Source organism: Aquimarina algiphila, from assembly GCF_007489275.1.
GTDB lineage: Bacteria > Bacteroidota > Bacteroidia > Flavobacteriales > Flavobacteriaceae > Aquimarina > Aquimarina algiphila.
The window spans coordinates 96,449-112,145 of sequence record NZ_VLNR01000001.1 but is presented as its reverse complement, the minus strand read 5'-3'; the positions used below and the strand labels follow the sequence as shown (position 1 = coordinate 112,145).

Genomic DNA, 15,697 nt, shown 5'->3' with positions numbered 1-15,697 from the left:
TAATACTTTTGCACAAAGCAGATCACCTTATCGCTGTCCGTTTTTGACGGAGAGAGGAAAGTCCGGACACCATAGCACAGTATAGCGGGTAACTCCCGTCATTCTGAGTAATCAGAAGAGGACAAGTGCAACAGAAAGTATGTACAGGTAATGCTGTAGTGAAACCAGGTAAACTCTATACGGTGCAACGCCATGTAAACTAGCTTTTGAGGGTTGTGCGCCCAATGTTAGAGGGTAGGCGGTTTGAGCTAATAAGTAATTGTTAGTCTAGATAAATGATAAGGATATTCGTTTCGGCGAGGAAACAGAATCCGGCTTATGATCTGCTTTTTTATTAATATTATTGTAGTAGTATGATAGTGATTTTATACATAAAATTCACTTTAATTTTTTGTGCTACTAAGAAATACTAACATAATTCACAAAAGGGCATTCTCAGAATATCTGAATCTCACGTTTTAGAAAACACATCATTTTTGGTGACTAAAATCGGTACAGGTAAAATAATTTTGACAAATATCGAATAGTTTTTTTAAAACTACTTTAACAATTGGCAATACTAATTTTCTTGTACCTTGTGCCACAAGAAAAATTATTTAAATGAAAATTGCTATTGTTTGTTATCCTACCTTTGGAGGTAGTGGAGTAGTTGCTACAGAATTGGGAATTGCCTTGGCAAAACTAGATCACGAAGTCCATTTTATTACTTACAAACAGCCTGTTCGTTTAAATCTTTTAAATCCAAATATTCATTTTCATGAGGTAAATGTACCAACATATCCTCTTTTTCACTATCAACCTTATGAATTGGCACTATCAAGTAAATTGGTAGATACCATTAAGAAATATGAAATAGATGTATTGCATGTACATTATGCTATTCCTCATGCTTATGCAGGGTATATGGCAAAGAAAATGTTAGAAGAGGAAGGAATACACATTCCTATGGTTACGACACTACATGGTACTGATATTACTCTGGTAGGAAATCATCCTTTTTATAAACCTGCAGTAACTTTTAGTATCAATAATAGTGACATTGTGACTTCGGTTTCTCAAAATTTAAAAGAAGATACTTTACGTTTATTTGATATTACAAAAAATATTGAAGTAGTCCCTAATTTTATTGATTTGAGTCAAAAGAAAACCAGTTTTACAGATTGTCAACGAGAACTAATGGCAAGTCCAGAAGAGCGTATTGTAACTCATATAAGTAATTTTAGAGCTGTAAAGCGTATTTCAGATATTGTCGATATCTTTTATAATATTCAAAAAGAAATACCCGCTAAATTACTAATGGTAGGAGAAGGACCAGAACGTAAACCAGCCGAGAAAAAATGTAAAGAACTCGGCATAAAGGATAAAGTAATTTTCTTAGGAAATAGTAATGAAATAGATAAGATATTATGTTTTTCGGATTTGTTTCTATTACCTTCAGAACGAGAAAGTTTTGGATTAGCGGCGTTAGAGGCTATGATGAATAAAGTACCTGTAATATCAAGTAATGCTGGAGGAATTCCAGAAGTAAATAGTCAAGGAGTATCTGGATATCTTAGTAAAGTAGGGGATGTAAAAGAAATGTCAGAAAATGCAATTCGTATTCTGAAAGATGATATTACATTAGAAATCTTTAAACAGAATGCATATAAAGAAGCAGAAAAGTTTGATGTAAATACAATCGTTCCTAAATATATTGCTTTATACGAAGGTGCATTGGCAATACCTTAGGAACGATCAAATATTATTTTTTCAATGAGTGAGTAGATTAAAACTGATAACGGATACCAAGTCCAATATCAAAATCTAAATCATCATTATAATCTCCAAAACCAATTTCTGGTCGTAAATCTAAAGAGATAAGTATAGGAATATCAAAATTATATTCTATACCTATATCTCCTGCGAGAAAGAAATAACTATCACTATCGTTATCTCCAGGGAAATCGTTATCAAAATCAATAATACCAATTCCTCCACCTGGACCAACATACCAATTAAATCCTTTATCTAGATTAAAAACCCATTGGTATAGTGCTGCTAGTTTAATGGCATTACCTGCATCAAAATCTCTCCATCCTAGATCAAATTCTAATCGGTTACCATTGTTTAGTGCTCTTTGGTAAGAAACTTCAGCTCCAAATCCATCATTATCTCCAAGTCTTACACCAAGAGCATTTTTAGAAATTTCTTGTGATTGCATAGTACATATAGTACCTAATAAAAATGCTGCGAAAATTAAAATTCGTTTTGTCATAGTAAAATTGGGTTTTATATTTAGTCCCCGAATATAACGTCACAATTCCTCTATTCTGTAAGTAGAAAACTTAAATTTTTGTTAATATTAATCTAATTTTCTTGTAGCTGCATATCTGTGCTTTCAAAAATTTTATCAGCAGAATTTGCTACAAAGCCAGTAAATATAGTGTTATCTTCTTTTTTATATCGATAAGAAAACTCATAATAGCATGTTGTAATTTTCTTAACATCTTCTTCAAAACGAACCTCTACAGTATCGGCAAGAATACTTGATTGTTCCAAAAACTGGGTAGCGGATCCTTTTATTTCACCTCCAGAAGTATTCATTTCAAAACCATTTTTCTTGAGAAATTCATTCACAGATTCTAAGTTGTCAAAAGTATTTAATTTATTAACATCTACAGTAAAGTGATTAGAACAGAATCCATTGACATACATCCATGCAGCATATTCGGATGCTGAAAGAAGTTTTTGGTAAGTTTCAAAAGAAGGAGTTTGCCAAACTCTACCTTTTAGGATCAGGTCTTTTTGTTTAAATATTTGATGATCTACTTGGTTTAGTATGTTTTGTACAATATCAATTAATTCTATAGAGAATTCTTCCAAAAGTAATTCACTAATAAAAATTTTTGGTGCGTCAGAATTATCCTTATGCTCAAAATGTTTCGCATATAATTTTTTAGCTTCAAAGTGATATTCACCTTTTGGTTCATATCCCATTTCGATAAAAGGCTTGGCCAGAACATCTATATTGACTCTAGGGTCATTAAAAGTTCGTATGGCAATGTGATCGTTAAAAACAGTATTACCCTCGTTTTCAAATAAGGATTTAACTTTTTGTGCAGAGGGAGTCTTTGCAATGTACTGTTTCCAGAGTTCTTCAAAAAAAATAGTTGAATTCATCTTGATTATGTTTTTATTTAATGCAAAATTATTAGTTTTGACTATAATTAGGTGTAAATAAATTAATTTTAGTTTTTATTAATGATGTTTTGTGTCAATATTGTTAATGGAGATTGCTCTTATTATGTGTTTTACTTTAGATCTTTTAATTTTTAAGTCATTATGAACCATTTTGATTATATAGACCAACAAATACTATTACAAATACGTGAAGATGCTCGAAAACCATTTTCACAGATTGCTGAAAATCTGAAAATCTCAAATTCTTTAGTTCATCAACGAATTAAAAAATTAACAAAAAAAGGAGTTATAAGAAAAGCGGAGTTTGTTGTGGATGAAAAGCATATAGGATTTAATACTAAATCTTATGTTGGTATTCGCTTACGAGAGGCACGATATGCAGAACAAGTTGTTGAAGGATTAAAAAAGATTCCAGAAATATTAGAATGTAACTACGTTTCTGGCCATTATGCAATTTTCATTCTTATTTTTGCTATAGATAATCATCATTTACGAAAAATTTTATATGAGCAAGTGCATCAGATTGATGGAGTTGCAGGAACAGATAGTTTTATTTGTTTTGATACTAATTTTAGAAGGCCGGTTTCTTTAAATTCTTTAGGAAAGAATAAAACTTATGATTGATCATAACATACTAGCATCTTTGCAAAAAAGATTAGATGGCGAAATGCAATACGATAAACTTACCAGGTCTTTGTATGCAACAGATGCCTCTGTATACAGAAGAGTTCCTTTGGGGGTTACCTTTCCCAAATCGATTAGTGATATAAAGAATATTATCGCTTTTGCTTTAGAACATAAGATTGGTCTTATTCCCAGAACAGCAGGAACTTCTCTTGCAGGCCAATGCGTAGGAGATGGTATTGTGGTTGATGTATCTAAACATTTTACAGAAATAATTTCTATTGACAGATTAAAAAAGACGGTAACCGTTCAGCCTGGTGTCATTCGTGATGACCTAAATCGATTTTTGAAACCATATGGGTTATTCTTTGGGCCTAATACATCTACATCTAATAGATGTATGATAGGAGGAATGGTTGGGAATAATAGTAGTGGTACTACTTCTATACAATATGGGGTTACCAGAGACAAGGTATTAGAATTACATACGGTTTTATCTGATGGAAGTGAGGCTGTATTTTCTGAAATTTCTATAGAAGAATTTAATACAAAAAGAAATATTGACACTTTAGAAGGAAAAATATATCAAAGTATTTATAAAGAACTCTCACCCAAAGCTGCTCAAGAAGAGATTATAGCTAATTTCCCTAAACCTGAAATACATAGACGTAATACAGGATATGCAATAGATGAATTGATTAATTCTGAAGTGTTTTCTAGAGATACAACACCTATTAATTTGTGTAAATTACTTTCAGGAAGTGAAGGAACGTTGGCATTTACTACACAAATCACTTTACAACTCGATGAATTGCCTCCTGATGAATCATTAATGATTGCTGCACATTTTAAAACAATCAATGATTGTATGAATGCTGTAGTACCGGTAATGGAGCATTCTCTATATACCTGTGAAATGATGGATAAGACCATTCTGGATTGTACAAAAAACAATATAGAACAACTCAAGAATCGATTTTTTATAGTAGATGATCCTGAGGCTATTTTGATGTTAGAACTTAGAGCAATTGATAAAGAAGATCTAGAAAAACAGAAAGTACAATTATTAGAGACTCTTACAAAATCAGGATTAAGTTATGTAAATCCGGTTTTACATGGTACTGAGATAGATCAGGCATTAGAGCTTCGTAAAGCTGGATTAGGCTTATTAGGAAATATAGTTGGTGATAAGAAGGCAGTAGCATGCATAGAGGATACTGCGGTTGCTATTCCTGATTTAGCAAATTATATTTCTGAATTTACAACTTTGATGACGTCATATAATCAAGAGGCAGTGTATTACGCGCATGCCGGAGCAGGAGAAATTCATCTTAGACCAATTCTGGATCTTAAAAAACGAGAGGATGTAACGTTGTTTAAGAAAATCACAGATGATGTAGCTACTTTGGTTAAAAAGTATAATGGTTCTATGAGCGGTGAGCATGGAGATGGTATAGTAAGAGCAGAGTACATACCATTTATGATTGGTGAGAAAAATTATAAAATTATAGAACGCATTAAAGAAGCTTTTGATCCAAGCTATATTTTTAATCCTGGTAAAATAGTGAATGCATATCCCATGGATCAAAAACTGAGATATGAAATTGATAGGGAGGAACCAGAAATTAATACCATATTTGATTTTAGTGACTCTATGGGGATTTTGCGTGCCGCCGAAAAATGTAACGGTAGTGGGGATTGTCGTAAATCAGTAGAATCAGGAGGTACAATGTGCCCGAGCTATAGAGCAACAAAAAACGAAAAAGATACCACTAGAGGCAGAGCGAATACACTTCGGGAATTTCTGACCAATAGTTCAGAAGTAAATAAATTTAATCACAAAGAATTAAAAGAAGTCTTTGATTTGTGTTTAAGTTGTAAAGGTTGTTCTAGTGAATGCCCATCTAATGTAGATGTTGCAACATTAAAAGCCGAGTTTGAATATCAATATCAAAAGAAAAATGGAGTATCATTGCGAACGAAACTTTTTGCGAATAATAATCGCTTAAATGATTTGGGAAGAATTGCTCCCGGAATGACAAATTTCTTTTTTAAAAATAAATTTACTTCCAGAATTTTAAAATCTTCATTGGGTATTGCTAAAAATAGAGATTTACCTTTATTAAGCAAACAATCACTTCGTAATTGGTGTAATAACAATATAAATAAGATACAACCCATACAACCTATAAAAACAGTATACTTTTTTATAGATGAATTCACGAATCATCTAGACACACTTATCGGAATAGATGCGATAGAGTTATTAGTAAAGTTGAATTATGGTGTTAAGGTAATTGATCATAAAGAAAGTGGACGAACCTTTATTTCAAAGGGATTATTAAAATATGCAAAGGATTTAGCAAACCACAATACAAGGGTATTTGATAATTTGATCACCAATGATACCGCTTTAATAGGATTAGAGCCTTCTGCAATTCTTACTTTTAGAGATGAATACCCAAGAATAGCAGATGATAAAAAGAAAGCAACATCTCTTTCAAAAAATACATTTCTAATTGATGAATTTTTGAATTCAGAAATTCAAAAAGGAAATATAACTTCAGTACAATTTACTTCAGAGAGTAAAACAATCAAATTACACGGACATTGTCATCAAAAAGCATTATCCACTATTCAAACAACGTTTGCATATCTTAATCTGCCTGAAAATTTTAAGGTGACCATTATTCCTTCTGGTTGTTGCGGAATGGCAGGATCTTTTGGATATGAAAAAGAGCACTACGATATCAGTATGCAAGTAGGAGAACAAACTTTATTTCCTGCAGTACGCAAAGCTAAAGAAGATACTATTATTGCTGCGGTTGGGACAAGTTGCAGACATCAGATAAAAGATGGGACAAGTCGTACGGCTTTTCATCCTGTAACTATTTTAAGAGAAGCTTTGATTTAGTGTTGTTTCTATACAATTAAGTATATAGCTTAAGAATTATATAGAATTTTGGTAACCAATTTGCTGTTTGATAGTCATATAAGAAAATGAGTTCTCAATCAAAACCATACCAACATGAAATCATCTCAAAAATTTAGAATTTTTCTGTTAATACCTTTTTTTCTTTTTGCCTGTTTAATGATAGAAGCCCAAGACCTGGAAAAAGAAATAGATGATATTGTTTCTTCTATGTATACTGTAGATGAACCCGGAATTTCAATATTAGTAGCAAAAGACGGGAAACCAATATTTCGAAAAGCTTATGGGAAAGCAAATCTGGAGCTAGATGTCGATTTAAAACCCGAAAATGTATTCGAGATAGGATCTATAACTAAACAATTTACAGCAGTAGCTATCTTAATGCTAGAAGAACAAGGAAAGTTAAAGATAGAAGATAAAATCACAAAGTATATTCCGGATTACCCTACAAATGATAAAATCATTACGATTCATCACTTATTAAACCATACTTCTGGTATAAAAAGTTACACAGGAATGGAAAGTTTTATGAAGTTAGCTAGAAATGACATGACTCCAAAAGAACTTATCAATGTTTTTAAAAACGAACCTATGGATTTTGATCCGGGAGAAAAATTCCTCTATAATAATTCTGGATATATATTATTAGGATATATAATAGAGGTGATTACAGGAGATACGTATGAGAATTTTATAGAAAAGAATATTTTTAAAAAAATAAGCATGAATTCTTCTTATTATGGAAGTATGAAAGAGCTTATTAAAAATAGAGCATATGGGTATCAACAGAAAGATGAAGGGTATGTGAATGCAGATTATCTTAGCTTGACGTTACCTTATGTAGCGGGTTCGCTAATGTCTACTGTAGACGATTTATTAAAATGGCAGAATGCTATTAGCGCCAATACTTTTATTAAAAGAACAAGTTTAGAAAAAGCTATTAATGGCTCTACGCTTAACAATGGAGAGGAGATTAATTATGGTTACGGATGGGGAAAAATGACTATACAGGGATCAAAAGGATATGCGCATAGTGGAGGTATTTTTGGATACACTACAAATGGTATTTTTCTTGAGGATGAAAATGTATATGTTGTAGGGTTAACCAATTGCAATTGTAAAAGAGTATCTGATATTACTAGAAGGGTAGCAGCTGTTGTTATTGGAAAGCCTATCCCTAATAAAAAAGATGCAATTACTTTATCAGAGGATAAATTAAAAAAATGGGTAGGAGCATATCAATTCGAAGAAAATGTAATTAGACATGTTACTTTAAGAGATGGTCAGCTTTATAGTTTAAGAGAGGGCGAAGACTCTAGAGAGTTTAAAATATATCCTATGAAGGACGGTTCATTTATATTTGATGAAGGTACCATATCGTATACTTTTTCTATGACAAAAGATGGGAGACGACAAACTATATTTAAATCTGGAGAAGAAAGCTTTACAGGAAAAGGAATTGATAAAGCCCCTCCGGCAGAGAAAAAAACTATAAAAGTATCATCTGATATTCTGAAAAAATACATAGGGAAATATGAATTACAACCATCATTTATTATAAATGTAACTGTAGAAGGGGATTCAATTTTTGCTCAAGCCACAGGGCAACCTAAATTTGAAATTTTTGCTGAAACAGAACTGCGATTTTTCTTAAAAGTTGTCCCTGCAGAAATTGTTTTTAGTAAAAATGAGGAAGGAAAAGTAGATAGCTTAACATTAAACCAGGGAGGAAGACAAATGCCCGCTAAGAAAATAGAATAAAAGCGAATTAATACTATAAAGAAACTATACATGATGGATAAGTAGTCATATAGTTATCCATGTATAGTTTCTTTTTTACCGTAATTTTGAATAAGCTTTCCTTCGAACTCTAACAAATCTTGCCACTGTTTATCTACATCAATACCCTCACCGTATTTACGAGCAAAACCAATAAATGTAGTATAATGTCCTGCTTCGCTTACCATAAGGTCATGGTAAAACTTAGACAATTCGGGGTCTTTTATTTTTTCAGAAAGAAGTTTGAATCGCTCACAACTACGTGCCTCAATCATTGCAGAAAAGAGTAACCTACTTACTAACCCCTGTTGACGACTTCCTCCTTGCTTTACCTTGTGTTTAAATAGTTCATTCACATAACTATCTTTACGTTCACGACCAAGTTTATAACCACGTTTCTTTATAAGTTCATGAACCATTTGAAAGTGCTCTAATTCTTCCTGAGCAAGGATTAATAAATCTGTAACTAAATCTTCATGTTCAGAATTTAGTGTAATTATAGTGATAGCATTGGTAGCAGCTTTTTGTTCACACCAAGCATGATCAGTAAGGATTTCTTCGATATTTGATTCTACCAGAGCAGCCCAACGTGGATCTGTTGCTAATTTTAAACCGAGCATATATGTTTTTTTGATGATTATAAATCATAACAAAGGTACAGATTACTGATCTTCTTTTATTGTAATAGAATATCGAATTAATGATTAAATGTAATAATGAATACTTGGGTAGATATGGATATAAAAAAATAGTCTAGGATTTTTTAGTAATAAAATTTTGTATCATAAAAGAAGCTTGTAGTTCTTCTGGATCTATTTTTAGGTTTTCAGTTTCTTCAATAACTTCTGCAAAACCTTCCATTTTTTCATTTTCATAATGAATCAATTTCCATTCCTTTTCATGATACTCTAATGAAGTGAGGTTCTCTATCCAATCTCCAGAATTTAGATAAAAACAAGATCCGTTTTTATTTGAATATTCTCTCATTTGTGGTTGATGAATATGTCCACAAACTACATATTGATATTCGTTTTTAACAGCGAGTTCGGCAGCAACATCCTCAAAATCATTAATATATTTAACGGCTTTTTTTACGCTGTTTTTAATTTTTTTTGATAGAGAGAATTTTTCTTTTCCAAAGCGTATTAAAAACCAATTAATCAATTGATTGAAAACAATAAGTATATCATATCCCCAACCTCCCAGTTTTGCTAACCACTTAGCATTCTGGATAGAAGCGTCAAATACATCACCATGAAAAAACCAGGCTTTTTTGCCATTTAACTCTAAAACGAGTTTATCCACTAATTTAAAATTACCCATTTCTGTATCACTAAACTTACGTAGCATTTCATCATGATTACCAGTGATATATATTACTTCGGTGCCTTTTGAAGCAAATGAGATGATCTTTTTAATGACCTTAAGGTGAGGTTTTGGGAAGTAACGTTTCCTGAATTGCCAGATATCTATAATATCACCATTTAAAATAAGTGTCTTAGGTTTTATACTATTTAGATAATTAAGAAGTTCTTTGGCGTGACAACCGTAAGTGCCAAGATGAATGTCCGAAATTACAACAAGTTCTACAGTACGCTTTTTCATAGAAATGATATAGTTTCACAAATTAAGTGTACCTGTTTTATAATATAATTATCTAATGATGAGGTTATTGTTATCTGAATTTAATCATTTTGTTGATTTGTTATTAAAACATTAAAATTTAACTATTCCACAAAGATTTTTAACAGATTTATAGAATTGTTTTAAGTAAGTGTTACGTGTCTAATGTTGAACTTAATTTATAAATATGTTTTTAAATGGCATTGAGAAAATAATAAATGTAATAGATACGTTAATTTCATGAATACAAAACATAAACTCTTAAAACTTAAATCATGAAAAATGTATTTTTAATTTTATTTTTATTCAGCATCACGTTATCGTATGCGCAACCCCCAGAACCCAAAAATGGGTATCGATGGGTGCTTTGGGATCAATATTCTGATGAATTTAATGGTACAGAACTAGATCGTTCTAAATGGAGAGATTCTTTTCAAGGCTGGAAAGGACGTGCTCCTGCAAAATTTGACCCCTCAACGATATCCGTACAAGGAGGGAACATGCAAATACGAAATAAAAAACTTGCCACTCCGGATGGACCGTATACTATAGGAGGAGGTGCTGTTCAATCTCTAGAAAAAACGGCATACTTTGGTTATTATGAGTGTAAGTTTAAAGCTTCAAGAATTGCAATGTCGACTACATTTTGGATGTCAAACCCCAAAAGAAACATTATAGGACCGACTAAACTAAGTGGTGATTGTGCAAAAGATAAATGGAGCCAGGAACTTGATATTTGTGAAAGCATTGGAGGAAGTTTTAATGGAGGCTCTAAATTTAGAACACAAATGAACTTTAATACACATTATCGTTATGTCGATTGTAATGGCGCTCCAGAAAAGTTTTATTCTGCTGGTAATAATGCAGTAGAAGGAAACGGACAACAAGCTAATGCTGATCTGGTTGGAAGTGAATCCTGGGAAGATTTTCATACCTATGGTTGCTATTGGAGAAATGATAAAGTGGTTGATTTTTATGTAGACGATAATTTTGCGGGTACGGTTAATGTAAGAAGAGATGTAGTAGATTCACCATTTTCTAAACCAATGGGAATTAATATGGTAACAGAAACATATAATTGGGCAAAACCATATCCTAGTAATGCTCAATTAGCCAATAATGCTATTAATACTTCATACTATGACTGGATTCGTTCGTATAGGTTGATTCCTATTTTTGATCCAGAGTTTCAAAATACAGCTAATAGACCTACAAAACCAGCAATATTTGAAGAAGAGATCAAGTGGAGTAATACTCCGGTAGTAGATATAGCAAATAAAAAAGTAACTGTATCTTATGTGTATAAAGCGAATCTGGATCGTGATTTAGTAATTCATGTATACGATGCTAATCAGAATGAAGTATTTTCAAAAAAGATAAGTGCTCTAGAAGGATTTGGCAAAAACCAATATGTAGCTACCGTAAATAGCTCTCTTCCTGCGGGTAATTATACTGTAGTAGCCGATATTCGTCCGGTAGGAGGTTCTAATGCACAAGTAATAGCAAAAACTGATGGATCTGTAACACCCCCTAATCCAACATCAATAGCAATCCCGGGAACTATTCAAGCTGAAAAATTTATAATTAAAAATGGAGAAGTAAAAACTGAAAATACACCAGGAGGTGGTCAAAATTTAGGGTTTATTAAAAATAATAATTATACAGAATATGATATTAATGTAGCTACTGCTGGTTCTTACAAATTAGAAGCCTTTGTGTCTTCAAATGGTGTTGGAGGAAATATTGTAGCCTCTGTTGGAGGGAATAATTTGGCAACATTAACTGTCCCTGTAAATAATGAGTGGCATAACTATAACACTCCTGTTTCTGGAAACCTTAATTTGGCATCAGGTGTTCAAAAAATCCGTTTTACTTATACCGGTTCTACAGGTTTCTTGTTTAATTTTGATAGAGCAGTATTGAGTCTAAATACTCCTGTAGGTTCTGCTGATTGTAGTGTAGCTCCTTCTGGGTTAGCTGTATCAAGTGTTACAAATAATTCTGTGACTTTTTCATTTGATAATACTACCAATGATACAAGAACATTTGAATTAAGAGCATTCCCACAAGGCGGATTTAATGGAGATATCAATACAGGAGGTGTTGGTTTTGCTGCTGCCGCTGCAGGTAGTACAACAGTTACGATGAGTAATTTACAGGCAGATACTTCATATGACTTTGTATTCCGAGCATTGTGTAGTGGGGGAACTCCAGGAACAACTGCATTAGTGACGTCAACCGGAACGACTTCGGGAGGAAATTCTACTACGCCAGAAACAATAACTTTAGCACCTATAAATGATACATATCTTCAAGGAGGCAGTAACTATAATAATACTATTGTTAGAATTGAAAAAGGAAAAAGAGTTGGATATTTAATGTATGACCTTTCAGGAATTAATGGTACCATAACAGATGCTAAATTAAGGTTTACTGTTACAGGAGATGCGGGTAATGGAAATCTTAATGTTAATTTAGGGAATTCTAATAACTGGAACGAAATCAATTTGTCTAATAATAATAAACCCGCCTCAGGAACTTTATTGGGATCTATAAATAAAACATATACAATAGGTCAAACAGAAACAGTTGATTTGCAGACGAGTTCGATTTCAGGAAATTCTTTATCTCTAGTACTTAGCGCAACCTCAGGGAATGATTTTGCATTTGCAGCTAAAGAAAACTCAGGATCAACTGCTCCACAATTGGTTGTTACATATCAATCAAGCAAATCAGGAATAAATGATGTAAATTCATTTGGCCAAAAAGCATTGTTATTTCCCAATCCAGCTAAAGATATTATACAACTTTCAGGAGTTTCCAAAAATGCTACAGTAACTATTTCAGATATTTCAGGTAAACTGGTTAGAGTTAAAATGAAGTCAGAGAAAAACGCAAGAGAGTTAAATGTATCTGATCTTAAATCTGGGATGTATTTTGTGATCATAAAAGAAAACCAGAATAAGAAAGTGTTGAGGTTCTCAAAGAAATAGTAAATGAACTGATTTAGATCATTTATTAGTATACCAAGTTAATAACATTTGAAAACCCCGGGATATATTTCCGGGGTTAATTATTTGTACTACTACATGTAGTAATATAACTGTCAATAAAATTTTAAAATTTCTTGTATAATCTGTCTATGTAGCGAGTTTATTCTTCTCTATTATCTTGTGATTTAGTCGTTAAGATCATGCGATTTATTACTTCGTATACGGTATACGAAAAAAAATTATTACATTTAACCGAATTATTTAATGTGAAATTATTGGATAGAATTAAATATATATGAAAAATTACCTCGCTTTAGCATGTATCTTTTGCTACTTATTATCAAGTTGTACTAATGAACCATCTCCTAAAAACACTTTTATATCCGAAGTAGATACTATAGAGTCTAAGATTGATAGTATTCTTTTAAAAATGACATTAGAAGAGAAGATAGGTCAAACCGCTCAACGTGGAAAATCAAGTAGAGTAAAAGAGTTGCCTGTAGAACTTAAAGATGCGGTAAAAAGAGGAGAGATAGGTTCCTTTCTAAATATCATGAATAAAGATGATGCCAAAGAATTACAGCGAATAGCTATGGAGGAGAGTCCGAATAAAATCCCTTTAATATTTGCAAGAGATGTTATTCATGGTTTTAAAACCATATTTCCGATTCCATTAGGTCAAGCAGCTTCATTCGATCCAAACTTAGTACAAAAAGGAGCTAGAATATCTGCTATTGAAGCTTCTACATATGGGATACGTTGGACATTTGCACCGATGTTAGATATATCCAGAGATCCTAGATGGGGACGTATTGCAGAATCGGCAGGAGAAGATCCATATTTAACAAGTATTATGGGAGAAGCTTATATTAAAGGTTTTCAAGGAGATGATCTTTCATCATCGACGAGTCTGGCTGCTTGTGCAAAACATTTTGTAGGGTATGGAGCCGCCGAAGGAGGACGTGACTATAACACAGCAAATATTAATGAATTTTCCTTACATAACTCATACTTAAAACCATTTAAAAAGGCTGTTAAAACCAACGTAGCAACTTTAATGACGGGTTTTAATGAGGTTAATGGGATTCCAGCTTCTGGAAATGAATACCTTTTGAAAGAAGTATTGCGTGATCAATGGAATTTTGATGGGTTTGTAGTAAGCGATTGGAATTCTATTATCGAAATGATTCCTCACGGATTCGCAGAAGATGAGGCAGGGGCAGCAGAAAAAGCAGCAAATGCAATGTTGGATATGGAAATGACAAGTACTTCATATCAGGATAATATGAAGGATTTAATAGAAGTAGGAAAGTTCTCTGAAGATAAATTGGACGAAATGGTTCGAAATATTCTAAGAATTAAATTTAGATTAGGACTATTTGATAATCCATACTTCAAACCTGAATCTGATGTGTTGTATGCCAAAGATCATCTGGACGCAGCCAAAGAAGCGGCAGAAAAAAGTATGGTGTTACTAAAAAATGAGAATCAAATTTTACCTTTGGATACTAAAAAAAGCCTTGCTATTATTGGCCCTTTGGCAGATGCCCCACATGATCAATTGGGGACATGGACTTTTGATGGAGAGAAAACACATACGGTTACCCCATTGACATCTTTTAAAGAAAATCATAAGAACCCAATTTTATATAGTGAAGGGTTATCATATAGTAGAGATAAATCTAATAAAGGGTTTAATGATGCTGTCAAAATTGCTCAAAACTCTGATGTTATAGTGTTTTTTGGAGGTGAAGAAGCTATATTGTCTGGAGAAGCTCATAGTAGAGCAAACTTAAATCTCCCGGGAGAACAAGAACAATTAATTTATGAACTTCATAAAACCGGAAAACCAATAGTATTGGTATTGATGGCGGGTAGACCCATTACATTAGGTAATATTATTGATAAAGTAGATGCGATATTATTTGCTTGGCATCCAGGAACAATGGGAGGTCCTGCAATACTAGATATACTTACAGGAAAAACCTCACCGTCAGGACGATTACCGATAACCTGGCCTAAAGAAGTAGGTCAAATACCAATTCATTATAATCATAAAAATACAGGACGCCCTACGATTCCTGAAGAGTTTGTTCAAATGGATTCTATACCTATTGGAGCATGGCAAAGTTCATTAGGGAATACATCACATTATCTGGATGTAGGATATTTACCCCAATACCCATTTGGATATGGTCTTACCTACAGTAATTTTAAATACTCAGATGTTAAAATTTTATCCAATGAAACCAAAGAAAATGGTCCCATCATAGTAAATGCAAAAATTACAAATACCGGAAATGTAAAAGCAACAGAAGTGGTACAGTTGTATTTTAGAGATATGGTAGGGAGTATTACAAGACCTGTAAAAGAACTCATGCGTTTTAAGAAAGTAGAACTTGAGCCTGGGACCTCCAAAATTATTGATTTTGTATTTACAAAAGATGATATTTCATTTTATGGATTAGACAAAAAATGGATTACAGAACCTGGTAAATTCAAATTATGGGTTGCACAACATGCTCTAGATAATACACATGAGTTAGAATTTATTATAGAATAACTA

At 32.6% G+C, this 15,697-nt stretch carries 10 protein-coding genes and 1 other RNA gene; 7 read left to right on the top strand and 4 right to left on the bottom strand.

Going from position 1 to position 15,697, the window contains the following annotated elements; all coding sequences use genetic code 11:
- Positions 1 to 14 precede the first annotated feature (14 nt).
- Positions 15 to 334, top strand: an RNA gene (gene rnpB / locus FOF46_RS00515) — RNase P RNA component class A.
- A 266-nt stretch (positions 335 to 600) separates the two neighbouring features.
- Positions 601 to 1,728 carry an N-acetyl-alpha-D-glucosaminyl L-malate synthase BshA gene (gene bshA / locus FOF46_RS00510; protein WP_109437510.1) on the top strand — a complete coding sequence of 376 codons (1,128 nt, stop codon included), beginning with the start codon at positions 601 to 603 and terminating at the stop codon, positions 1,726 to 1,728.
- A gap of 37 nt (positions 1,729 to 1,765) precedes the next feature.
- On the opposite strand, the gene FOF46_RS00505 is transcribed toward bshA, so the two are convergent.
- Both FOF46_RS00505 and FOF46_RS00500 read right to left on the bottom strand, forming a co-directional pair.
- Entirely contained in the window at positions 1,766 to 2,254 is a 489-nt protein-coding gene (locus tag FOF46_RS00505; RefSeq protein ID WP_109437509.1) for a hypothetical protein, read from the bottom strand.
- 92 nt (positions 2,255 to 2,346) lie between these two features.
- Positions 2,347 to 3,159: a DUF1338 domain-containing protein gene (locus tag FOF46_RS00500; protein WP_143915097.1), complete on the bottom strand. Its 813-nt coding sequence runs from the start codon at positions 3,157 to 3,159 to the stop codon at positions 2,347 to 2,349.
- 162 nt (positions 3,160 to 3,321) lie between these two features.
- On the opposite strand from FOF46_RS00500, the gene FOF46_RS00495 reads away from it, so the two are divergent.
- The 3 genes from FOF46_RS00495 to FOF46_RS00485 all read left to right on the top strand — a co-directional run bounded on the left by FOF46_RS00495 (position 3,322) and on the right by FOF46_RS00485 (position 8,497).
- Complete coding sequence (locus FOF46_RS00495) at positions 3,322 to 3,804, top strand: Lrp/AsnC family transcriptional regulator (protein ID WP_109437507.1); 483 nt, start codon at positions 3,322 to 3,324, stop codon at positions 3,802 to 3,804.
- Positions 3,797 to 6,718 carry an FAD-binding and (Fe-S)-binding domain-containing protein gene (locus FOF46_RS00490; RefSeq protein WP_143915096.1) on the top strand — a complete coding sequence of 974 codons (2,922 nt, stop codon included), beginning with the start codon at positions 3,797 to 3,799 and terminating at the stop codon, positions 6,716 to 6,718. The genes FOF46_RS00495 and FOF46_RS00490 overlap by 8 nt, the downstream gene beginning before the upstream one ends.
- A gap of 114 nt (positions 6,719 to 6,832) precedes the next feature.
- The gene (locus tag FOF46_RS00485) at positions 6,833 to 8,497 is read left to right on the top strand and encodes a serine hydrolase (protein ID WP_143915095.1); all 1,665 of its coding nucleotides are present in this window, start codon (positions 6,833 to 6,835) and stop codon (positions 8,495 to 8,497) included.
- A 53-nt stretch (positions 8,498 to 8,550) separates the two neighbouring features.
- Here the strand turns inward: FOF46_RS00485 and FOF46_RS00480 are convergent, their stop codons facing one another.
- Entirely contained in the window at positions 8,551 to 9,135 is a 585-nt protein-coding gene (locus tag FOF46_RS00480) for a MiaE family protein (protein WP_109437504.1), read from the bottom strand.
- A 133-nt stretch (positions 9,136 to 9,268) separates the two neighbouring features.
- On the bottom strand, positions 9,269 to 10,120 hold the full coding sequence (locus tag FOF46_RS00475; protein WP_109437503.1) for a UDP-2,3-diacylglucosamine diphosphatase: 852 nt from the start codon (positions 10,118 to 10,120) through the stop codon (positions 9,269 to 9,271).
- Between the two features lie 293 nt (positions 10,121 to 10,413).
- Between FOF46_RS00475 and FOF46_RS00470 the strand changes: the two genes are divergently transcribed.
- Positions 10,414 to 13,131, top strand: a complete 2,718-nt coding sequence (locus tag FOF46_RS00470) for a carbohydrate-binding protein (RefSeq protein ID WP_143915094.1) — start codon at positions 10,414 to 10,416, stop codon at positions 13,129 to 13,131.
- A 295-nt stretch (positions 13,132 to 13,426) separates the two neighbouring features.
- Positions 13,427 to 15,694: a beta-glucosidase BglX gene (gene bglX / locus FOF46_RS00465; RefSeq protein ID WP_143915093.1), complete on the top strand. Its 2,268-nt coding sequence runs from the start codon at positions 13,427 to 13,429 to the stop codon at positions 15,692 to 15,694.
- The last annotated feature ends 3 nt before the right edge of the window (positions 15,695 to 15,697 follow it).